This window comes from Allobosea sp. 05T438 (genome assembly GCF_056396025.1).
In genome coordinates this window covers 114863-135617 of sequence record NZ_JBFTKQ010000001.1, presented here as the reverse complement: position 1 = coordinate 135617, position 20755 = coordinate 114863, and the positions used below count along the sequence as shown (strand labels likewise).

19 protein-coding genes and 1 tRNA gene are annotated in these 20755 nt (G+C 65.9%); 9 read left to right on the top strand and 11 right to left on the bottom strand.

What is annotated here, in order from left to right; translation table 11 throughout:
• Positions 1 to 6 precede the first annotated feature (6 nt).
• The 7 genes from AC1DIN_RS00660 to map form a co-directional block, all read right to left on the bottom strand.
• A complete protein-coding gene (locus AC1DIN_RS00660) occupies positions 7 to 756 on the bottom strand; it encodes a proteasome-type protease (protein WP_476808316.1) in 750 nt (249 codons plus the stop codon).
• A gap of 42 nt (positions 757 to 798) precedes the next feature.
• Positions 799 to 1626: a transglutaminase family protein gene (locus tag AC1DIN_RS00655; protein ID WP_476808315.1), complete on the bottom strand. Its 828-nt coding sequence runs from the start codon at positions 1624 to 1626 to the stop codon at positions 799 to 801.
• A gap of 64 nt (positions 1627 to 1690) precedes the next feature.
• Complete coding sequence (locus AC1DIN_RS00650) at positions 1691 to 2632, bottom strand: alpha-E domain-containing protein (protein ID WP_441471681.1); 942 nt, start codon at positions 2630 to 2632, stop codon at positions 1691 to 1693.
• A gap of 73 nt (positions 2633 to 2705) precedes the next feature.
• Positions 2706 to 4121 carry a circularly permuted type 2 ATP-grasp protein gene (locus AC1DIN_RS00645; protein ID WP_441471682.1) on the bottom strand — a complete coding sequence of 472 codons (1416 nt, stop codon included), beginning with the start codon at positions 4119 to 4121 and terminating at the stop codon, positions 2706 to 2708.
• 203 nt (positions 4122 to 4324) lie between these two features.
• A complete protein-coding gene (locus tag AC1DIN_RS00640) occupies positions 4325 to 4696 on the bottom strand; it encodes a DUF488 domain-containing protein (protein WP_441471683.1) in 372 nt (123 codons plus the stop codon).
• Between the two features lie 32 nt (positions 4697 to 4728).
• The gene (gene radC, locus AC1DIN_RS00635; RefSeq protein ID WP_476808314.1) at positions 4729 to 5481 is read right to left on the bottom strand and encodes a RadC family protein; all 753 of its coding nucleotides are present in this window, start codon (positions 5479 to 5481) and stop codon (positions 4729 to 4731) included.
• The gene (gene map, locus AC1DIN_RS00630; protein ID WP_476808313.1) at positions 5478 to 6302 is read right to left on the bottom strand and encodes a type I methionyl aminopeptidase; all 825 of its coding nucleotides are present in this window, start codon (positions 6300 to 6302) and stop codon (positions 5478 to 5480) included. Before map ends, radC begins: the two co-directional genes overlap by 4 nt.
• A gap of 220 nt (positions 6303 to 6522) precedes the next feature.
• Here map and AC1DIN_RS00625 point away from each other — a divergent pair, with 220 nt between their 5' ends.
• From AC1DIN_RS00625 to gpt, 5 genes are all read left to right on the top strand, one after another.
• Entirely contained in the window at positions 6523 to 7704 is a 1182-nt protein-coding gene (locus AC1DIN_RS00625) for an HD-GYP domain-containing protein (protein ID WP_476808312.1), read from the top strand.
• A 65-nt stretch (positions 7705 to 7769) separates the two neighbouring features.
• Entirely contained in the window at positions 7770 to 8624 is an 855-nt protein-coding gene (locus AC1DIN_RS00620) for an FkbM family methyltransferase (RefSeq protein WP_441471687.1), read from the top strand.
• A gap of 201 nt (positions 8625 to 8825) precedes the next feature.
• On the top strand, positions 8826 to 9596 hold the full coding sequence (locus AC1DIN_RS00615; protein WP_441471688.1) for a competence/damage-inducible protein A: 771 nt from the start codon (positions 8826 to 8828) through the stop codon (positions 9594 to 9596).
• A 324-nt stretch (positions 9597 to 9920) separates the two neighbouring features.
• Positions 9921 to 11729 (top strand): methyl-accepting chemotaxis protein, encoded by a 1809-nt coding sequence (locus AC1DIN_RS00610; protein WP_476808311.1) that lies wholly within the window; start codon positions 9921 to 9923, stop codon positions 11727 to 11729.
• A gap of 122 nt (positions 11730 to 11851) precedes the next feature.
• A complete protein-coding gene (gene gpt / locus AC1DIN_RS00605) occupies positions 11852 to 12361 on the top strand; it encodes a xanthine phosphoribosyltransferase (RefSeq protein ID WP_441471690.1) in 510 nt (169 codons plus the stop codon).
• A 16-nt stretch (positions 12362 to 12377) separates the two neighbouring features.
• Here gpt and AC1DIN_RS00600 read toward each other — a convergent pair whose 3' ends face one another.
• The 3 genes from AC1DIN_RS00600 to AC1DIN_RS00590 all read right to left on the bottom strand — a co-directional run bounded on the left by AC1DIN_RS00600 (position 12378) and on the right by AC1DIN_RS00590 (position 14446).
• The gene (locus tag AC1DIN_RS00600; protein ID WP_476808310.1) at positions 12378 to 13271 is read right to left on the bottom strand and encodes a DMT family transporter; all 894 of its coding nucleotides are present in this window, start codon (positions 13269 to 13271) and stop codon (positions 12378 to 12380) included.
• Between the two features lie 114 nt (positions 13272 to 13385).
• Positions 13386 to 13829 (bottom strand): DUF1330 domain-containing protein, encoded by a 444-nt coding sequence (locus AC1DIN_RS00595; protein WP_476808309.1) that lies wholly within the window; start codon positions 13827 to 13829, stop codon positions 13386 to 13388.
• Positions 13826 to 14446, bottom strand: a complete 621-nt coding sequence (locus tag AC1DIN_RS00590; RefSeq protein WP_476808308.1) for a DUF2239 family protein — start codon at positions 14444 to 14446, stop codon at positions 13826 to 13828. Before AC1DIN_RS00590 ends, AC1DIN_RS00595 begins: the two co-directional genes overlap by 4 nt.
• 177 nt (positions 14447 to 14623) lie before the next feature.
• On the opposite strand from AC1DIN_RS00590, the gene AC1DIN_RS00585 reads away from it, so the two are divergent.
• The 4 genes from AC1DIN_RS00585 (at position 14624) to AC1DIN_RS00570 (ending at position 20082) form a co-directional block, all read left to right on the top strand.
• Complete coding sequence (locus tag AC1DIN_RS00585) at positions 14624 to 17443, top strand: phosphoenolpyruvate carboxylase (protein ID WP_476808307.1); 2820 nt, start codon at positions 14624 to 14626, stop codon at positions 17441 to 17443.
• A 221-nt stretch (positions 17444 to 17664) separates the two neighbouring features.
• Positions 17665 to 19230 (top strand): AMP-binding protein, encoded by a 1566-nt coding sequence (locus AC1DIN_RS00580; RefSeq protein WP_476808306.1) that lies wholly within the window; start codon positions 17665 to 17667, stop codon positions 19228 to 19230.
• Between the two features lie 13 nt (positions 19231 to 19243).
• Positions 19244 to 19915 (top strand): DUF1190 domain-containing protein, encoded by a 672-nt coding sequence (locus AC1DIN_RS00575; RefSeq protein ID WP_476808305.1) that lies wholly within the window; start codon positions 19244 to 19246, stop codon positions 19913 to 19915.
• Positions 19916 to 19995: 80 nt separating this feature from the next.
• A tRNA-Leu gene (locus tag AC1DIN_RS00570) sits at positions 19996 to 20082 on the top strand.
• Positions 20083 to 20116: 34 nt separating this feature from the next.
• Here AC1DIN_RS00570 and AC1DIN_RS00565 read toward each other — a convergent pair.
• Positions 20117 to 20716 carry a DUF6778 family protein gene (locus AC1DIN_RS00565; protein WP_476808304.1) on the bottom strand — a complete coding sequence of 200 codons (600 nt, stop codon included), beginning with the start codon at positions 20714 to 20716 and terminating at the stop codon, positions 20117 to 20119.
• Between the last annotated feature and the right edge of the window lie 39 nt (positions 20717 to 20755).

Here is a 20755-nt window from a genome sequence, read left to right as displayed (position 1 = left end):
ATGGCATCAGGAGTCGGAGGGGAGGTAAGGCGGGCGCGGGATCGCCATGTGGGCCGCCCGCAAAGCGGCGGACCAGCGCTCGCGCAGGTCGTGGAAATAGGGCTCCCCAGCCTCGATCCGCCGGTTGAGTTCGAGATCGTCGGCATCGCGCCGCATGACGAGCAGGTCGATCGGCAAGCCGACGCCGAGATTGGAACGCATCGTCGAATCCATCGAGATCAATCCGACCTTGAGGGCATCGTAGAGATGCGTCTTGAAGGTCACGGCACGGTCCAGAATTGGCTTGCCGTATTTGTGCTCGCCGATCTGGAGGAAGGGCGCGTCCACACCGCATTCGATGAAGTTGCCGGCGCCATAAATCATGAAGAGCCGCATAGGCTGCCCCTTGATCTGGCCACCGAACAACATCGAGATGTCGAACTTGACCCGCGCTTCCTCCAGGGCGGTGCCGTCGATCTCGCGGATATGGCGAATGCAGCGCCCAACGAGCTGCGCGGCCCGGAACATCGAGCTCACATTCTGCAGGGTGTCGACCTCGCCGGTTTCCGGATTGGGCAGGCCTTCGTGCAGGAAGCTCACGACCGACTGGGTGATCGAGAGGTTGCCGGCGGTCATCAGACCGAAGTTCCGGTCGCCCGGCCATGAGAACACGTGGAGCTTGCGGAAGGTCGAGATGTCGTCGAGCCCCGCATTGGTGCGGGTATCGGCGATCATGACGAGGCCATCCTGCACGAGGATTCCGGCGCAGTAGGTCACGGGGCTTGTCCTTGCATCTGCGGCACTCCCGGGGAGGCGCGATCACTGGTTGGCGAAACGGCCCTCGGCCTCGCGGGCGCTGACGAGCACGTTGAGGTTTTCGCCCTCGCCGCCCTGACGCGAGCCGCGGACCGGCGCAGCATCGGCGAAGTCGAGCCCCACGGCCACGCGAACATGCGTATCGATCGGGCATAGGCCGTTGGCGCAGTCGAACCCGATCCAGCCATAGTCGTCCAGATGAACCTCCGCCCAGGCATGGGCGCCATTGCCGTGCGGCAGGCCGTCTGATTGCGCGACATAGCCCGAGACGTAGCGGGCGGGCATGCCGAGATGCCGGGCGCAGGCCATGAAGACATGGGCAATATCCTGCGCGATCGCCTCCTGCTCGGCAAAGGCCGCGATCGCGCCGACGCCGCTGCGGCCGCTGGCATCGACGCAATTCATCCTGTCGCCGACGGCAGCCATGAGAGCATGCATCTGCGACAGCGGCGTGGCGGCGCCCGCCGTCACTTCGTCCGCAAAGCTGCGGAGCGCTTCGTCCTGTCCGGTCAGCAATGTCTCGCGTCGATAGACATCGCAGGGAACCCGTTCGAGGCCGCCGCGAACCACACCGGCGAGATCGATCGTCTCGATCAACCCGTCAATGCGAATGCCGAGCGAAGAGATCGGGCCCTCGGCGTAGAAGCTATGGACGATGTTGCCGTGCGCATCCTGCGTCGCGCGCAAACGGCCGTCGACGCTCGGCTCGATGCGCCAGGACATCACATGCTGGCCATCATGGTCGCGCGGCGTCAGACGCAGGATCTGCGTGATGTGGCGCGCCGGCTCGGCGTAGTCGTAGCTGATCGTGTGGGAAATCCTGATCCGCATGATCCAATCCGAGCGGGTTACCGCAGCCGCGTTTTTGCGGCGAGCCTGAATGCGAGCAAGCCTTTCATTGCAGATACTGCTCGAAAATGGTGTTGCCGAGGCGATTGTTCTCCGTGATGAACTCCTCGATGAACTCGTGCAGCCCATGATCGAAGACATCGTCGATCCGGGTGTTGCTGAGGCCCGCCAGCGTCTTGCGCGCCTGGCGCTGGGCCGCGCCCTGCCGGCCATAGGCGTCGCCGAGATGGTCGAGGAAGCGCGAGATGTTCTCGTAGCAGGCGGCGAGCGAGCGGGGCATGCGGCGGTTCAGGATAAGCAGATCGGCGATCAGGATCGGCTTCACCGCCTCGCGATAGACCCAGTGATAGGCCGTCAGCGCGGAAACCTCGCGCAGCACTGTCGTCCACTGGAAGTAGTCGAGCGAGCCGCCGACCTGCTCGTTGGCCGGCAGCAGCATATGGTACTTCACGTCGAGGATACGAGCGGTGTTGTCGGCGCGCTCGATATAGACGCCCAGTCGCGAGAACCAGTAGCTGTCGTCGCGCAGCATGGTGCGGTAGGCCGAGCCATCGAAGACCAGCGAGACGTTCTTCACCCAGTCGAGAAAGCGGGCGAATTCCTCGCGATCCATGCGCTTCTTCTCGAAGCGCTGCAGTTCCAGCCAGGCGCCGTTCAGCGCATCCCACATCTCCGAGGTCAGCGCCGTGCGCACCGCTCGCGCATTGGAGCGCGCCTGGGCGAGGCAGTTGCGGATCGAGGAGGGGTTGTCGGGATTGAAGGTCAGAAAATCGCAGACATTGCGCTCGTTCGCTTCGCCATACGCCCGGGCGAAGGTGTCCTCGCAGCCGGCGGTCAAGACCGCGCTCTGCCATTCCGTGCCGGCGCCGCCATAGGTCGAGGGCAGGTTGGTGAGGCGGGTGGTCGCGTCGAGGATGCGGGCGAGATATTCGGCCCGCTCGACATAGCGGGAAACCCAGTAGAGGCTGTCGGCAGTACGCGAAAGCATGATCAGCGAGAGCCTTTCCGCAGCAGGGCAGTCGGTTGCGGGGACATGATGGCGTGGCGTGAGGCTGCGTCCGTCATGCGTCGAGCACCCAGGTGTCCTTGGTGCCGCCGCCCTGGCTCGAATTGACGACGAGCGAGCCTTCCTTGAGTGCGACACGGGTCAGCCCGCCGGGCACGCAGGAGATGCCGTTGGCGCCGGAAAGCACATAGGGACGCAGGTCGACATGGCGCGGCGCCACGCCCGAGGCAACGAAGGTCGGGCAGGTCGAGAGCGCCAGCGTCGGCTGCGCGATGAAGCCCTCGGGCTGGGCCTTGAGCTTGCGCCGGAATGTCTCGATCTGCGCCTTGTTGGCGTGCGGGCCGACGAGCATCCCGTAACCGCCGGAGCCGTTGACCTCCTTGACGACGAGCTTCTCGAGATTGTCGAGGACGTAGGCGTTGGCTTCCGGCTCGCGGCAGCGGAAGGTCGGGACGTTCTTCAGGATCGGCTCCTCGCCGGTGAAGAACTTCACGATCTCCGGCATGTAGCTGTAGACCGCCTTGTCGTCGGCGACGCCGGTACCCACCGCGTTGGCCAGCGTGACGTTGCCGGCCTTGTAGGCACCGATGATGCCCGGCACGCCCAGAATCGAGTCGCTGCGGAAGACGAGCGGATCGATGAAATCGTCGTCGATACGCCGGTAGATCACGTCGACGCGCTTCGGCCCCTGCGTCGTGCGCATGTAAACGACGTCGTCCTTGACCAGCAGGTCCGAGCCCTCGACCAGCTCGACGCCGAGCTTGTCGGCGAGGAAGGAGTGCTCGTAGAAGGCCGAATTGTACTGGCCGGGCGTCAGCAGGCAGATCGTCGGGTCGGAGGGGGCGCTGCGCGGTGCGACCGAGCGCAGCGTCGCCAGCAACTGGTCCGGATAATTATCGACCGGCGCGACGCGATGCGTGGCGAAGAGCTCGGGGAAGAGCCTGAGCATCACCTCCCGGTTCTCCATCATGTAGGAGACGCCGGAGGGCGTGCGAGCATTGTCCTCGAGGACGTAGAAGGTATCCGCGTCGACCCGCACCACATCGATGCCTGCGACGTGGCAGTAGATGCCGTGAGGCACCTTGAAATCGACCATTTCGAGTTGGTAGCAGGCGTTCCGGTAGACCAGATCCGGCGGAATGATGCCGGCCTTCAGGCATTCCTTCGGCCCGTAGACATCGGCAAGGAACATGTTGAGCGCGGTGACACGCTGGCGCAGGCCCTTCTCCAGCTTGGTCCATTCCGGCTTGGTCAGGACGCGCGGGATGATGTCGAAGGGGATCAGCCGTTCGGTCGATTCGGCGTCGCCATAGACGGCGAAGGTGATGCCGATGCGGCGGAAGAACAGTTCGGCCTGGCTACGCCTCAAAGCGAGGGTTTCCGGCGGGGCCTCCTTCAGCCAGCGGTCGAGAGCTTCGTAGGCGGGCCGCAGCTCCGTGCCCGAGCCGGTCATTTCATCGAATGCGACCATGCTGCCCTCTTCCCCTTTTCGGCCAGCCTATGCGCATTCGCTGGCGTTCGGGAAGAGGGGGGAGAGGCCGCCAATTGGTCGGGTCTGCCTAATTCATGAGCAAGATTGCGTGAGGTGTTCGCGCAACCGAGCGGAAATACGCGAAGATGAAATCGCGCCGATGGCGGGCACTTCTGCCGCCAAGCCTCGCGGCGAGGGCGCTTCTAGGCGGTTTTAGTCGAAATGGATCGTTCCTGCAGCCAGAGCCTCAAGGCTTCGGCATTGTTCCGATGCTCGTCCTTCGCAGCGTAAAGCAAGGTCACCGGGCCTTCCTTCAGCTTCTCGTCCAGCGTGGCAACGGCCGCCTGCGCCGGCGCTGTGCCGAGTTCGGCAGCATAGGCTGCGCGAAACTCGTCCCAGCGGTCGGGATGGCCGTGGAATTCGTGCCGCAAGGTGTCGCTGGGCGCGATCTCCTTGAGCCAGAGGTCGATCCTGTCCTTGGCGATGCCGCGCGGCCACAACCGATCGACCAGGATTCGCATGCCATCGCTGGGGGCCGGCGAATCGTAGACACGTTTCACTGTCAGCTGCGACATGTGCTCTGCCTCCCGTGGAGGTGGTGTGCGGCTCAGATCAGGCCGAGGCTGCGGAAGCTCGCATGGCCGTCGCGGCCGACGATGATGTGGTCGTGGATGGCGATCCCGAGTGGTTTGGCGATATCGACGAGCTCGCGCGTCATCCGCATGTCGGCCCCCGAGGGGGTCGGGTCGCCGGACGGGTGGTTGTGGACGAGGATGATCGCCGAAGCCGAGAGTTCCAGCGCCCGGCGCATGACCTCCCGCGGATAGACCGGCGTGTGATCGACCGTGCCGGTCTGCTGCACCTCGTCGGCGATCAGTGCGTTCTTCTTGTCGAGGAAGAGGATGCGGAACTGCTCGCGTTCGGCGAAGGCCATCGCCATGCGGCAATAATCGAGCACCGAGGACCAGGAGGACAGGACGGGCCGCTTGGAGACCGCGCCCTTGGCCATGCGCTTCAGCGCGGCTTCGACGATCTTGAGATCGAGCGCCACGCCCTCGCCGACGCCCTTCACCTCGGTGAGACGCGAGGCGGGTGTGGCCAGCACCTCGGCGAAGGAGCCGAAGCGCTGGATCAGCTCCTTGGCGAGCGGCTTGATGTCGCGCTGCGGGATGGAACGAAACAGCAGCAGCTCCAGCAGCTCATAATCGGGCAGCGCGTCAGCCCCGCCTTCCTGGAAGCGGGCGCGCAGCCGCTCGCGGTGGCCGTGATAATGCGGCGCCGGCGCTTGCGGGGCAGGGGCTTCGGCAAAGACGTCAGGCGAGGGTGCCTTGCGTGGTCCCTTGCCGACGCCGGCGCTCATTTTGCGGCGAGCGGATTGTCGAGGCCGGCCGGCGAGAGCGTGAAGATCTCGCAGCCCGTCTCGGTGACGCCGATCTGATGCTCGAACTGGGCGGAGAGCGAGCGGTCGCGCGTCACCGCAGTCCAGCCATCCGAAAGCACCTTCACCCCCGGTTTGCCGAGATTGATCATCGGCTCGATGGTGAAGACCATGCCCGGCTTGAGCTCGATGCCTTCGCCGGGGCTGCCGTAATGCAGGATGTTCGGCGCGTCATGGAAGAGCTGGCCGATGCCGTGGCCGCAGAAGTCACGCACCACCGAGCAGCGCTCGGCCTCGGCATAGCGCTGGATGGCGAAGCCGATGTCGCCGGTCGTGGCGCCGGCGCGCACGGCCTTGATGCCGCGCAGCAAGCTCTCATAAGTGATCTCGATCAGCCGCTCGGCCTTCCGCGAGATCTCGCCGACGCCGTACATGCGGCTCGAATCGCCGTGCCAGCCATCGACGATCAGCGTGTAGTCGATGTTGAGGACGTCGCCTTCGCGCAGCGGCTTGTCGTCGGGAATGCCGTGGCAGACGACGTGGTTGATCGAGGTGCAGATCGACTTGGTGTAGCCGCGATAGAACAAGGTCGCCGGGTAGGCGCCGTTGTCCGTGGCGAACTGGAAGGCGAGATCGTCGAGGCGCTGGGTGGTGACGCCCGGCTTGACATAAGAGCCGAGCATGTCGAGCCCCTCCGCCGTCAGGCGCCCGGCCTTGTGCATGGCCGCGAAGGCCTCGGGGCCATGAATTTTGATGGCGGGCTCGCGCGAACGCGAGCGGCCGATGGTGTCTTCGAATGTCATCGCGCGCGGAAAACTCCTCCCCCCATATCTATTGCGTTTGGTGGGAGGCGCAAGCCGGTTGAATGCGGGAGGCATGCGGGTGCGGGCATGCAGCTTCCGTGATGCCGTAAGGTTCGTGGCGCGCGAATGATTGTTGCTTCGGGATTTGCGGGATTGTAACTTTTTTGAGGCAATTCGTCGCCGCACCCTCGATTCGACCGGCTCGCTTCCCTTTGGACACATGCAAGCGTCTGTTTCCAGCCTGGCCGCCGATACTCCCGACCCGACGCTCAGCGCGCTCGATGCCTTGGTCGTCGATCTCGCAATGGCCCGCGGCCTCGACGAGGTCATGGCCGTGGTGCGCCGCAACGCGCGGGGGCTGACCGGCGCGGACGGCATCAGCTTCGTCCTGCGTGAGAACGGCCGTTGCTACTATGCCGACGAGGACGCCGTTACGCCGCTCTGGAAAGGCCAGCGTTTTCCGATGGAGGCCTGCATTTCCGGCTGGGCCATGCGGCACGGCGAGATCGTCGTCATCGAGGACATCTACGCGGACGACCGCGTTCCCCATGCCGCCTATCGTCCGACCTTCGTGCGCAGCCTGGTCATGGTGCCGGTGAGGCAGGACGACCCGGTCGCCGCGATCGGTGCCTACTGGGCCCGCCGTCATCGTCCCCAGCCCGAGGTGATCCGGGCCCTGAGGCGGATCGCCAACAGCGCGGCCGTCGCCATGACGAACATCGCGCTGGTGAATTCGCTCTCGGCCGCGCTGGAGGAAGCGGAGCGGGCGAAGGATGCCATCATCCTGGCCATGGCGTCGCTCGCGGAGACGCGCGACAACGAGACGGCCAATCATGTCCGCCGCACCCAGCACTATCTGCGAGCGCTTGCGGAGGGCGCCCGGGAGCGAGGCCTCTTCTCCGAGGAACTGGACGACGCGGCCTTGGACCTGCTGTTCAAGTCGGCTCCGCTGCACGACATCGGGAAGGTCGGCATTCCCGACAGCATCTTGCTGAAGCCCGGAAGGCTCGACGAGTCAGAGCGGGCCGTGATGCAGACCCATGCCGAGCTCGGACGTGTCGCCATCGCCAATGCCGAGCGCCATCTGGGCGGATCGAGCTCCTTTCTCCGGCTTGCCAAGGAAATCGCCTATACGCATCACGAGCGCTGGGACGGGACCGGCTATCCGCAAGGTCTCGCCGGCCAGACCATTCCGCTGGCGGGGCGGCTGATGGCGATTGCCGACGTCTACGACGCTCTTGTCACGGAGCGGGTCTACAAGGCGGCGATGACGCATGACGAGGCGGTCGCCGTGATCCTGAGCGAACGTGGCCGGCAGTTCGATCCCCGGCTCGTCGATGTCTTCATCGAGATCGCGCCCCTGTTCGGCGAGATCCATTCGCGTTTCGCAGACGCGCGATGACGTCAGGCGATTGTGTGCCCTGACGACTGGCGTCCCGGCGCCGTGAGGTGTATCAGGCTGGCCCGATGGCCACCATGATCGATCAATCCGCTGGCGAGGAGCGGCCTTACGGCGCCTTTGCCCCGAAAGCCTTCGTCGCACGCATCATCGCCTGGACACGCGCGACCACCAACAGCTTCCTGGGGCGCAAGCTCGCCCTTGCGCTGCGCAGCATCGCCGTGCGCGCGCTCGACGGTACCCCGGTCGACATCGAGGCGCTCGGCGCCAGGATGCGGCTCCATCCGAACGGCAATATCTGCGAGAAGCGCGTGCTGTTCACGCCGCAGAGTTTCGACGTGTCGGAGCGCGAGATGCTGACGGCGCGGCTGCGCGAAGGCTTCACCTTCATCGATGTCGGCGCGAATGTCGGCGCCTATTCCTTGTTCGTGGCGGCGCAGGCGGGGCGCGGCGCGCGCATCCTCGCGGTCGAGCCGCAGCCGGATATTTTCGCGCGGCTCGCTTTCAACATCGCGCAGAACCCGTTCGGCACGATCAAGGCGGTGGCCTGCGCTCTGGCCGACAAGCCGGGCGAGCTGACCCTGTTCATCGATCAGGCCAATCGCGGCGAGTCGAGCGTCCGTATCATCAATTCGAGCGCGGGAACCGCGCTGAAGGTGCCGGCGATGACGCTGCTCGCTCTGGTCCAGGGCGAGGGCTATGAGCGGATCGACGCGATCAAGCTCGATGTCGAGGGCGCCGAGGACATCATTCTCGAGCCTTTCCTGCGCGATGCGCCGGAGGCGCTCTGGCCGAGCTTCATCATCATCGAGGATTCGCGCCAGCGCTGGCAGAGCGACCTCGTCGGGCTGCTGACGCGCAGCGGTTACGAGCTCGTTTCGCAGACGCGGCTCAATCTCGCCTTCGAGCGCAAACGCGCCTGAACCGGCGCGTCCGTGCCGCGCAGGGGCGCGTCTGCGGAGCTGCTTGAGCACCGCTCAAATATGCCATAGACCACCGCGCGTCCCGCCGGACGCGGCGGTGGTATTCTATCTATCTGTTATCGCATCGCATTTTTCCGAAAAGTGGATTCCACTTTGCGGCCTGATGCTATAGCTCTTGTGCTGCAAGCCAGGAGCGCCGCCATGACCGCCAGTGAAGCCAGTTCCTCCGCCGCCATAGTGACGGCCGCGATCCTGGTGATCGGCGACGAGATCCTGTCGGGGCGCACGAAGGACAAGAACATCGGCTATATCGCCGAGTACCTCACCAATATCGGCATCGAGTTGCGCGAGGTCCGGGTGGTGCCGGACGTCACCGAGGAGATCGTCGCGGCGCTCAACGCCCTGCGGAACCGCTACAGCTATGTCTTCACCACCGGCGGCATCGGGCCGACCCATGACGACATCACGGCTGATTCGGTCGCGGCCGCCTTCGGCGTCGACATCGACTACGATCCGCGCGCGGTCGCGATGCTCTCGGAGCGCTTCTCGCCGGCCGAACTCAACGAGGCGCGCATGCGGATGGCCCGTATTCCCGCCGGCGCCGAACTGATCGCCAATGCCATCTCGAAGGCGCCGGGCTTCAATATCGGCAATGTCTATGTGATGGCCGGCGTTCCGGCGATCATGCAAGCCATGCTCGATGTCGTGGCACCGACGCTGCGAACCGGGACCAAGATCCTCTCCGACACCGTCCGCGCCGGTCTCCGCGAGGGCGATATAGGTGGCCCGCTGGCGGAGATCGCTAGGGCTCATCCGGCGGTCTCGATCGGCTCCTATCCGTTCTGGTCGGACACCGGGCCGGACACGAACATCGTCGTGCGGTCGCGCGAAGCAGACAAGCTCCAGGCTGCCATGGGCGATGTGAAGGCTATGATTGCTTTCGAAAATCAAAGTAGGAAAGACGATAAATAAGTGTTTCGGCCTTTGCGGCTAGGGCACGATTCAACTCTTGTTTTCTGCTCCAAAACGATGCGGAATAGGGTAATGGCCGGTCTTCTTATTGTTTTGTAGCAGTATTTTATACGTGAATATTTCTTGATTTTATGTCTTATGGCATATTGAACTACATATACATCATTCATCAATCAGTTGACGCCATGATCCCCCAGTAGCCGAAAAGAATTCGGCTCTTGTCGCTACGTTTTCGCGTAGCGGGCGTTCGATGACGGCTTTCATGACGGCGCTGGCCCGAGACGAAGCCTGATGCGCGGGGCCGCGCCAAAAGGGGGGATATTGATGTCGCTCTTTTCCGGCCTATTCTCGAACAAGCATACCGCGGGCCAGCTTGAGGCGATCAACCGATCGCAAGCGGTCATCGAATTCGATATCGACGGGAAAATACTGGACGCAAACGCAAATTTTCTCGCTACGATGGGTTACACGCTGGCCGAAATCAAAGGTCAGCACCACAGCATGTTCGTGACGCCGGAAGAAAAGATCAGCGCGAGCTACCAGCAGTTCTGGGTCGATCTTGGGCGAGGCGAATTTTCGCGTGGGCAATACCTTCGCGTCGGCAAGGGCGGCAAGGAAGTCTGGATCCAGGCGAGCTACAATCCGATCATGGGCGCCGGCGGCAAGCCGATCGGGGTGATCAAATACGCTTTCGATGTCACCGAACAGAAGAACCGCCTTGCCGATCTCGAAGGGCAGCGCGCCGCAATCGACAAGGCGCAGGCCGTGATCGAGTTCGATCTCTCCGGCAAGATCCTGCACGCGAACGAGAACTTCCTGAGCGTTCTCGGCTATGAACTCGCGGATATCGTCGGCCACCACCACCGGATGTTCGTCGATCCCGCAGAGCGCGAATCATCGACCTACCGCGCCTTCTGGGAGCGGCTGGGACGCGGCGAATACGACGCCGGGCAGTACCGGCGCATCGGCAAGGGCGGCAAGGAGGTCTGGATCCAGGCGAGCTACAACCCGATCCTCGATGCGCAGGGACGGCCCTACAAGGTCGTGAAGTTCGCCAGCGACATCACCGCGACCTTCAAGGGCAAGCAGCTCGAAGCTGCCGTGAAGGAGACGAGCGAGGTCATCGCGCTCGCCAAGAACAAGGATCTGACCGGCCGCGTGCCGCTCGACGGCAAGAGCGGGGAAGTCGCCACGCTCTGCAACGGGGTCAACGATCTGCTCGATACGCTGGCGGAGGTGGTCGGCTCGGTCCGCGACATCTCAGGACGCATCGATGGCGCCTCGCTGAAGATCACCTCCGACAGCCAGCAGCTGGCGGAGCGAACGGAGGCCAATGCCGCCAGTTTGCAGCAGACGGCGGCGACGACGGAAGAGCTTGCGGCTTCGGTCAAGCACAGCGCCGGCAATTCGAAAATGGCGGTGCAGCTCGGCAATGATGCGAGCGCAGTTGCCGCGCGCGGCGGCGCCATCGTCACGCAGGCGGTGGAGGCGATGGGGCGGATCGAGAAGGCCTCGTCGGGCATCTCCGAGATCATCTCGATGATCGACGAGATCGCCTTCCAGACCAATCTGCTGGCGCTCAATGCCGCGGTCGAGGCTGCCCGGGCCGGCGACGCGGGTCGCGGCTTCGCCGTGGTTGCGACCGAGGTGCGTGCGCTGGCTGCCCGTTGCAGCGAATCTGCCAACGGCGTCAAAGCGTTGATCGCGAATTCCGCGCAACAGATTCAAGCGGGTGTCGGCCTCGTCAAGGATGCCGGCACGACATTGCACGAGATCGTCGATGCGGCCTCGAAAGTCGCCTCGACCGTCAGCGAGATCTCGCAGGCAACGACCGAGCAGGCCAACGGCATCGACGAGATGGCCCGCACGGTCGCGCATATGGACGAGATCACGCAGCAGAACTCGCTCCTTGCCGAACAGAGCGCCCGGGTTGCCCGCGACCTCCAGCAGGAAACCGAGCAATTGAGCACGATGGCGGCGTCCTTCCGGCTTGGAAGCGAGCATTCCAGGCCGGCGCTACAGCCCGTCCGCGCTGCGGCGCCGACGCTGCGCGCCGTGCCGTCAGCGGTGTCCATCCCCCGTAGCCGGAGGGTGGCGTCCGGCGGCGGAGCGGATGGCTGGGCCGAATTCTGAGGCGCAATCGCCGGCTCGGCTGGGGATGTTCGGCGCGTGCCTCTTGTCAGGCGCGCGCCGATAGGCTTTTCGGACTTAAAACCGGCGCGTCCTGCGCCGCCACCAGCCCGGAGCGCGACGCCATGGCCGAACCGTCCTCGAACAAGGCTTTCCCGGTTTCCTGGGATCAGTTCCACCGCGATGCCCGCGCGCTCGCCTGGCGCCTCGCCGAAAAGGGGCCCTTCGAGGCCATGGTCTGCATCACCCGCGGCGGTCTGGTGCCGGCGGCGATCATCTGCCGCGAGCTGGGCCTGCGCATGATCGAGACGGTCTGCGTCGCGAGCTATCACGATTACCGCAACCAGTCCGAGCTCAGGGTGCTCAAGGACATCGCGCCGAACATCAAGGCGATCGGCGACGGCAAGGGCAAGGGCGTGCTGGTCGTCGACGACCTGACCGACACCGGCAAGACGGCCCGCGTCGTGCGCGAAATGCTGCCGAACGCGCATTTCGCCACGGTTTATGCCAAGCCGGCCGGCGTGCCGACGGTCGACACCTTCGTCACCGAGGTCAGCCAGGACACCTGGATCTATTTCCCTTGGGATATGGCTCTCACCTATGTCGAGCCGATCGCCAAGGGGCATCAGGGCTGAGAAGACGCCCGCCCGGTCAGCCGACGGAGGGTGAGCGGAAGGCGATCAGCATACCCGTCACCACCACGGCCATGCCGACGAGCTCCGTCGGCGTGGGGGTTTCCGCCAGCAGCAGGGCGCTGGCGGTAGCGGTCGCGATCGGCACCAGCGGCAGGAACAGCGTTGCCTTCGCCGCGCCGAGCGTCGCCACCGTGCGGGCGTAGAGATAGAGCGCGACCACCCCGACGAGCACGCCCTGATAGAGCGCCTGCAGCAGCAGTTCGGCGAGGGGGGCCCGCGCCATGTGAATGGGTAGCACCAGCGCGACGATCACCAGCAGCGGCACCGAGAGCAGGCATGAGGCGGCGGTGACCTCGAGCGAGCTCACGCCCCAGCGCCTGGCCAGCAACCCGAAGATCGACCACAGGCAGGCGATCAGCACGAAGAGCAGATCGCCGATCCAGGCGTCCGGCCGCGACGGCGTCACCGCCAGCGCGTCCCGTGAGAAGATGCCGATGCCGATGACGAGAATCCCGAGGCCGATCAGCCGCATCCGCCCGGCGCGCTCGCCTGTGACGAGGAAGACCAGCAGGGCGGTGAAGACCGGGATCAGGCCGGGCGAGATGATCGATGAATGCAGGGCCGGCGCGAAATGGGCGCCTCCAACGAGGATCAGGCTGTAGAGCGGGCCGATCAGCAGGGCCATGACCCAGGCCCGCGGCCAGCCGAGCGAACCGACCGGGAAGGGGCGCATGTTCTTCAGCGCCCAGGGCAGCAGCACGGCTCCGGCCGAGACGAAGCGCAGGATCGTGACGTCGGCCGGGGTCAGGTCGATCAGCATGGCGTGCCGCGACACCACGGCCTGCACCCCCCAGATCATCGAGGTCAGCAGCCCGCAGAGGATGCCGAGCCATTGCGCGCGGGTGGTCATGTCGAGGCGGCCTTGTGAGATCCGGGCGGGGCGCGGCGAGCGCAGTGCCGCCGCTATGCCGTTGGGCGGAAGGCCCGGCAATGGCGCTGAGCGCAGCCCGCCCCGGCGTGCCGCCTATGCCGCGCGCTTGCCGCCTGCCGGCGGCGGCGTCAGGACCAGCGGCAGCAGGCGCGAATCTTCGACGGCGGCCAGGCGGTGCCCGTAGCCGGCGAGGTAAGCCTCGTGGCTGGCGAAGGCGAGGAAGTTCTGCACGGAGGATTGCCTGACCAGCATGGCGCGATCCCACCGCTCGGCTTCCGGGCCGATGAAGAACGGACCGCCTTCGCCGATGAAGAGCAGAGAACCGCCGCTGGCCTCCAGATAGGGCAGGGTGTGGGCGACGTAGCGCTCGAAGGCCTGCGCGCCGCTGATCGGTTCGTCCGGCGCCAGCTGCGGCGTGGCGGAGTAGTCGGCAATTTCCCGCAATCGCAGGAGATTGAGCATCACGACGTCGCCGGCGATGTTGCGCTTGAAGAGGTCGCGGCCGGATTCCCAGCTCGGAGCGAGATAGGCCGTCACGGGCGCGGCTCCGGATCGGCCGAACCTGCAAGCAGCTTTTGCGCGTAGGCGCGGATATCGGCGGGCCAGGACCGGCTGTGGGTGGCGAAACCTTCGCCGTCGCTGGCGAAGAGGGCGCGCGAGGCTTCCTCGAAGCCCTCGCGGTTGCCCGCCATGGCGGAGATGAAGGCATAGGCGGCAGCTTGCGCGGCGCGGGCGCGGCTGCGCCCGCCATCGTTCTTGCGCGCTTCGTCGACGAGGCGCCGCAGGACCTGGGAAGCGCCGCCGGGCTGCAGAGCGAGCCAGTCCCAATGCCGCGGCAGCAGTGTGACCTCGCGCGCGACGACGCCGAGCTTGGGCCGGCCCCGCCCGCGCGGCGCTTCGGCACCGCCTGTTTCCGAAGCGGTGTTCGAGGCCTTGTCTGGTTGAGGCGCAAGCCGTGCGACGATCTCCGCATCGCTGCCGCGCAAGTCGAGGTCGACGACCTTTCCGCTTGCGTCGTCGAAGACGAGGATCGCTGCTGCTGCATCGGCTGCCAGCGCCGCCTTCACGGCGAGCGCGACGTCGGGCAGCGCCCCCCCGGCGATACGGGTGGCGTCATGGAAGGCGGTGCAGTGCATGGGCAGGCTGGTGGACATCTGTTCTCCTCGACGGAGGGTTTATTATCCGGGTAGTTTTGTCCGCGCAATATGGTCCGGGTAAAATTTATCCGAGTCGGCGATACCGTTCCGGCTTGCGGCTGCGGTCATCCGATGCTGCAATGCAGCACGAACCGGCTGTGCCTACGAAGCCGGACGCGCCACGGGAGGGCGGTCATGGCTGCAGAGATCGCGCAGGAAAGCCCGGTAGTTCCCGACGTCGAGGCGCTCGCAGACGAACTGCTGAGTCGGATCGAGGAGGCGCGCCGGGATTCTCGCGACGACCCCTTTGGCAACCCGGTACTGCGGGTCACGCTCTGGCTGACCCGGCTGATGGACCGTAACGAACTGACCGTGGAAGGGGCAGGCGAACTGGTTCGTCAGCTGGGGCGGCAGGCTCTGCGGCAGCGGGCCGTGCGCGTCGCCCGCTATGTCGGGCTCGACAAGGATGAAGCGGCTGTGTTCTCCGGGCTGGCGGAGGCAGTGGCCGGTGCGGCCGCGTCCTTCGACGATTTCCGGCAGGCCGTGGAGCGGGCGCGCTTTGCCGCCGTCTTCACCGCGCATCCGACCTTCGGCATGGCGCGCCGGCTCTGCCACGCACTCGCCGATCTCGCCTCCGGCGGTACTGCGGGGGAGGCGGTCGTCGGAGAGGCCGATCTGAGCTTCCGCCCCGATGGCCGGATCACGCTGCAGGACGAGTTCGAGCAGGCGCGCTACGCCGTGCGCCATGCGCGCGATGCCCTCGACCGGCTGAACGCGGCGTTTTTTGCTATCGCCCTCGAACGCTGGCCCGAGCGCTGGACCGAGCTTGCGCCGAAGCCGATCACGCTCGCTTCCTGGGTCGGCTGCGATACGGACGGGCGCACCGATATCGGCTGGTGGGACACGCTGCGCTACCGGCTGGAATCGAAGAGCGGGCAGTTCGCGCGCATCCTCGAAAAGTTGCCGAACGTGCCGGTGGCTGGGCCTGTCCACGCGCTGGTCGGCACGGCGTTGGCGGCAGTGGAGCGCCAGCTCGCGCTGGCGCCGCCGATCGGCACGCAGCCCTCGCTGCAGGCCTTGCAGGCCTTCGCGCTCTCGCTTGTGCATGAACGCGAGACCGCGCTGCCGGAGGCCTCCGGCCTGATCGAGATGCTCGACGCAGCCCTGGCCGATGCCGCCGACGACGAGACGCGGCTCGCGCTTGCGCAGATCCGGGCCGGCTGCCTCGCCCATGGCGTCTCGATCGCGCTGCCGCATTTCCGGCTCAACGCCTCGCAGCTCCACAACGCGCTGCGCTCGGTCATTCCGCTGGAGGAGGAGCCAGGCCAGCCCGCCCAACGGCGCGCCTTCCTCGCTGCGGCCAATACCGAGCTCGGCAAGGTCGAACCGGTTGCCGTCGATTTCGGGGCGCTGGCGGCCGAGCGGGCCTCGGCGGCGCGGATGATGATGACGATCGCGCAGATCGTGAAGCATGTCGACGGCACGAAGCCGGTGCGCTTCCTGATCGCGGAAACCGAGACCGGCTACACGCTGCTCTGCGCGCTCTGGCTCGCCAGCCGCTTCGGTATCGCCGATCGGATCGAGATCTCGCCGCTGTTCGAGACCTCGGACGCGCTGGAACAGGGGCCGCGCATCATCGACGAGGCACTCCGTAGCCCGCATTTCCGCGAATACCTCAAGCGCCACGGGCGGCTGTGCATCCAGTTCGGCTATTCCGATTCCGGGCGCTATATCGGGCAGGTCGCCTCGACCTTCTGGGTCGAGCGGCTGCGCATCCGCATCTGCGAGTTGCTCGCGCGCTACGAACTCGAGGATGTCGAGCTCGTCATCTTCGACACCCATGGCGAGTCGGTCGGGCGCGGCGCCCATCCCGACAGCCTGTCGGACCGGCTGGCCTATCTTGATCCGGCCTATGCGCGGCAGGCCTTCGCGCGCGCCGGCATCAGGACGGTACGCGAGACCAGCTTCCAGGGCAGCGACGGCTATCTCCTGTTCGGCACCCCGCAGCTCGCCGGTGCGACTGTCGGCCGGATCGCCGAAGCGGTGTTCGCGCCGACCCAGGAGGTGGACGACCCGATCTATGACGAGCCGGATTTTGCCAGCGAGTTCTTCCAGACCGTGCGCGAGGAGATGAACGTACTGGTCGACGACCCCGGCTACGCCGCGCTGATCGGCACCTTCGGCCCCTCGCTGCTCGACAAGACCGGCTCGCGCCCGGCCGCGCGCCAGTCGGAAGGGACGGGGCCGACACGCATCCGGCATCCGCGCGAGCTGCGCGCCATCCCCAACAACGCCATCCTCCAGCAGCTCGGCTGGATGGCGAACAGCATGCACGGCGTCGGCCACGCGGCCTCGCGCTCGCCGGATCTTTTCCGCGCCATGCGCGAGCGCTCCGAGCGGTTCGACCGCGCCTATCGGCTGGCAGCCTATGCGATGGCGCATAGCGACCTCGACGTGCTGCGGGCCTATCTCGACTCGCTCGACCCCGGCAGCTGGTTCGACCGGGCACGCCGAACGGTGCGCGAAGGCCGGCGCGAGGAATTGCTGGCGGTGGCGGAAGCACTGTCGCGGCTGGAGCTGGCGCCCGCGCTACGCCGCCTGTTCTGGCGGCTCTCGGCCGATGCGCTGAAGCTCAAGGTGGCGGCGGAGGACACCCCGCAGATGCCGGCGCGGCTCGCGGCGCTCCATGCTCTCCGGCTCGCGGCGATGCACCGGATCTGGCTTGCCTGCGCCCATATCCCGGATTTTCGGCCGCATGCGGGGCTGACGCGCGAGGCGTTGATCGAGCGGCTGCTGCGCCTCGATGTGCCGGCCTGTCTCGCTTTCCTGGCCGAGATATTCCCCCGCGATCCCGACCCGACCATCGGCCTCGATTTCGGCGAGCCTCCGGGTCCGCGCGAAGGCGGCACCTACGAGGCCCTGCACCGCGACGTCTTCGCGCCGATCCTGGCGCTGTTCGCGCTGATCCGCGAGATTTCAGGGGCGATCCAGCACGAGATCGGGGCCTTCGGGTAATGCCGGGAGGCGGCTGCCGCGCCCCGCGCGTCATGGTCGGGCTTATCCCAACCATCCACGTCTTCTCTTCTTCGAGGGCAGTGTTCAAGACGTGGATGCTCGCCACAAGGGTGAGCATGACGGCTGTGGCACCCGCGCATTGTCTGAAGCAGCGTTGAAACCGGCGCCGATCTCACTAGTTTGACCGGCAGAGGAAATGCTGACCGGGAGACGCGCCAGATATGGCCGCCACCAGCTTCGACGCCGCGGGCGCGCGGATCACGATCTTTCGCGCCCTGCTGCAGACCATCGCGCGCCACGGCAAGGCCCGCATCGCGCTGGAGGACCCCGAGCGTCAGCCGATCACCTATGGCCGGCTCGTGCTGGGCGCGCTGGTGCTCGGCCGCAGGCTTGCGGCGCTGACGGTACAGCGCGAGCATGTCGGCGTGCTGCTGCCGAACATGCAGGGTATGGCGGTGACGCTGTTCGCACTCCTGGCCTATGGCCGCGTGCCGGCGCTGCTCAACTTCACGGCCGGCGTCCGCAACCTGCGGGCGGCGGCGGAGGTCGCGCAGCTCAAGACCATCGTCACCTCGCGCCGCTTCGTCGATCAGGGCAAGCTGGATGAGGAGGTCGCGGCGCTCGGCGAGGGGCGGCGCGTCGTCTATCTCGAAGACCTCCGCAAGCAGATCACCAGCTTCGACAAGGCGCTCGGCGCGTTGCAGAGCCTGCTGCCGGGGCTCGTCCATCGTTCCTATGAGGCCAAGCCGGACGACACGGCCGTCATCCTCTTCACCTCGGGAACGGAGGGCAAGCCGAAGGGCGTGGCGCTGAGCCATGCCAACATCGTCTCCAATGCGCGGCAGGTCTTTGCCCATGCCGCCGGCGCGATCTCCGAGCGGGACGTCTTCATGAATCCGCTGCCGGCCTTCCACTCTTTCGGGCTGACCGCCGGGATGATGGTGCCGCTGCTGCACGGCATGAAGGTCGTGCTCTATCCGAGCCCGCTGCACTACAAGCAGGTGCCGAAGCTGATCGGCGACATGAAGGCGACCTTCCTGCTGGCGACCGATACGTTTTTGCAGGGATACGCTCGCGCTGCGGAAAAGAACGATCTCGGCAGTGTGCGCTACGTCGTTGCCGGGGCGGAGCGGGTCAAGGCCGAGACGAAGCGGATGTGGGAGCCCTACGGCACCACCATCCTCGAAGGCTATGGCTGTACCGAGTGCTCGCCGGTGCTCGCGGTCAACACGCCGGCGGCGATCCGGGAGGGCACTGTCGGCAAGCTCCTGCCCGGCATAGAGGCGAAGCTGGAGCCCGTCGAGGGCATCCATGAGGGCGGCCGGCTTACCGTGCGCGGGCCGAACGTCATGGCCGGTTATCTCGACCCGGAGCAGCCGGGTCGCGTCATCCCGCCGGAGGGCGGCTGGCACGACACCGGCGACATCGTCGTGATCGAGGACGGCTTCGTCGCGATCCGTGGCCGGGCCAAGCGCTTTGCGAAGCTCGGCGGCGAAATGGTTTCGCTCGCAGCGGTCGAGACCATGATCGCCAAGCTCTGGCCGGACCAGAACCATGTCGTGGTCGGCCTGCCCGATCCGCGCAAGGGCGAGCAGCTCATCCTCGTCACCGAGAAGCCCGACGCAGACCGTGCGGCGCTGCAGGAGGCGGCCAAGGCGCAAGGCTTCCCGGAGCTGTGGGTGCCGCGCGCCATCCTGGTGACGCCATCGATCCCCGTGCTCGGCAATGGCAAAATCGACTATGGCGCAACCCGGGAGCTCGCCGCCTCGCGGCGCGCGCTGCTGTAAAGCCATAATTGTAATGTTGTTTCACCGCATGATGATTCCGGCCTCGATTCTCGTTACGCTGCGCGTCGCCGCGCTTGCGCCTGCCCTCTCGCTTGCGAGCCCAGGCGATCTGGCGGCCCAGAGCCCCGGAAACACCTATGTCCGGCGCGACGAATGCATCGCAGGCGGCCTGCTCAGCGCAGAGCAATGCGAGTTCGCCTATCGCAACGCACGCGCCGAATTCGAGCAACGGGCGCCACGGTACGCCACGCGCACGGCCTGCGAGCGTGCCCACAAGCGCTGCGGCGCGCAGGTCGTCTCGGCCGGCGGCTGGGAATCCTTCGGCAAGGGTGGCGCGACCTATGTGCCGCGTTTCGTCGGCGTCAGGGTGACGGGCGAGGGCGCAGCGAGGCGGGCCCTGCCCGTGGTCGAAGGCAGCGCCAAGGTCGCCTTCGTCGGCCGCCCGGTGACGGAACTGCAGGACAAGGTTGGGGGCCGGCAGGGCGTGATCGGGCTTGCCAGCAGCGTCGGGCGCGGCGCACACCGCCATTCCGAACAGGCCTCCGGCACCTATGTGAAACGCGGCGACCGCGACGACACGGTGCGCGTTCCGATGGAGGAGAAGAGCATCGGTTCGAACGTACCGCCGGGGCTCTATGTCGATCCCGACGGGGTCGAATGGTACAAGCCGGCGCGCCCGCACTGAGGGGCAGCTGCGATAGCCCTGTGCGAAGGCGGGCCGGAGGCTTGCGCGCACCGTGCCCGCCCGCTATCGCTGTGACGCCTGCGGACGTGGCGAAACTGGTAGACGCACGAGACTTAAAATCTTGCGCCTTCAAAGGCTTGCGGGTTCGAGTCCCGCCGTCCGCACCAAGCTGGTCGCGAGGTGATTCATCGGCCACCCGGTCTAGGGAGCGGGTTGCGGCGCCAACCAGTCGCGATACTTGGTGGCGAAGTTCAGGGCCAGACGATCGATCGGATCGGCCATCAAGGCCGCATCGAGTATTGTTCCGCCGATTCCCTGGCCGGCCAGCGCGATCGCGCTGAACTCAGGATAGTTCACGAGGACAGCTCCGGTTTTGGCGTCTGTCACGCTGACATCGGCGACCATCTCGTGGCCTCCGCCCACGACCACCCGCTGGATCGCCGAGGCGATGTAGAGCCGACGCAGATTGATCCTGATTTTCACCGGGCGGTGACCGGTCATGACCGGCTTCAGCTGCTCCTCGAGAGCGTTGCCGATCTTCGCGGAAGCCAGCTTGGCGACAAAAGCGCGCGCTTCAGGCGTCTTCGAGAGTTCTTCGGATTCAGTCTCCGGCCGTCCCTTGGATCTCGCATAGGCGCGGTCCCCGTCCCCCCACCACAGGGTCGCTGCGGCGTCGGTTTCTACATGGATGCTGACGAGGCGAAAGGTTTCGACGTCCCGCTGCGACAGCGGGTTTTGCATGGTGACGCAGCCAGCAAGAACAAACGCCAAAAAGCCTAGGCATAGAATACGCTTAATCATGAATGCCCCCTTGGATCAGTGGCCGGCGTAATCCAGCGC